Raw genomic sequence first — 977 nt, forward strand, 5'->3', positions numbered from 1 at the left:
ACTTGTTTTGAACCTTGTACTTGTACTTCTACACGACGATCCGGTGCTAAACACGCGATTAACGCTTTACGACCTTTCACCGCATCACAAGTGTTGCCTGTTACCGGGTTCGCTTTACCGTAACCTACCGCTGTTACTGTCTCTGGGTTTACACCTTTAGACACGATGTAGTTTGCCACGGATTCCGCACGACGTTGGGAAAGTTTTAAGTTGTACGCTTCTTTACCGATACGGTCTGTGTAACCGTTCACTTGAATTGCCGGCGAAGCTAAACCTAAGTTAGCAATTTCTGCGTGTGCCGCATCTAATGCCTGTGCCGCTGCCGGTTTTAAGCTCGCTTTACCGAAGTCGAATAACACGTCTGAGCTGAAAGCGAAGTTTTTCGTTACCACTTCCGGCTCAGCTACCAGTGCTGCACCTTGACCGAAACGGTAAGTTAAACCTGCGCTGACAGAGTGGAAATCCGGGCTATATTTGAAGTTAGTGCCTTCATAACCTACTTTACGCGCTGCTTTGTCTAAGTTACCTACACGGCTTAACCATTGGTATTCAACACGCGCTGCTAATTCAGGGGTAATAGCGTACTCAACACCTGCACCTAATAATAGAGAGGTTTTTAAGTTGTGCGCTTTGATACGAGAATCGTGACGAACATCTTGTTGTACATAGTAATCATTACGTACTAATGCCGCACCGACTTTACCGTAAACATCTAAACCTTGTGCCACTTCATAGCTTGGTTTTAAGCTGATATGCGTACCGTGAGCAACGTGTTTCGCTGCGCGTTTATCTTTCTCTTCACCTTCAAACGTGGTATTACCACGCACACGACCGAAGTAGTCATAACCTAACTCAACCGCTAGGTTATCTGCGATTTGGTAACCGCCGAACACGCCGTAGTTTACAGAGTTACGGTTAATACCGAAAAGCTCTGCTTCTCCGTTGAAACCTTCTGAGAAACCTGAACCATAACGTGC

At 46.2% G+C, this 977-nt stretch carries 1 protein-coding gene; it reads right to left on the minus strand.

Features of this window, described 5'->3' with window-relative positions; all coding sequences use genetic code 11:
* The coding region (gene ompA / locus E4T80_RS12615) for a porin OmpA (protein WP_135058722.1) at positions 1 to 977 on the minus strand (977 nt) is incomplete at both ends.

It is taken from the genome of Muribacter muris (assembly GCF_004569585.1).
Lineage (GTDB): Bacteria > Pseudomonadota > Gammaproteobacteria > Enterobacterales > Pasteurellaceae > Muribacter > Muribacter muris.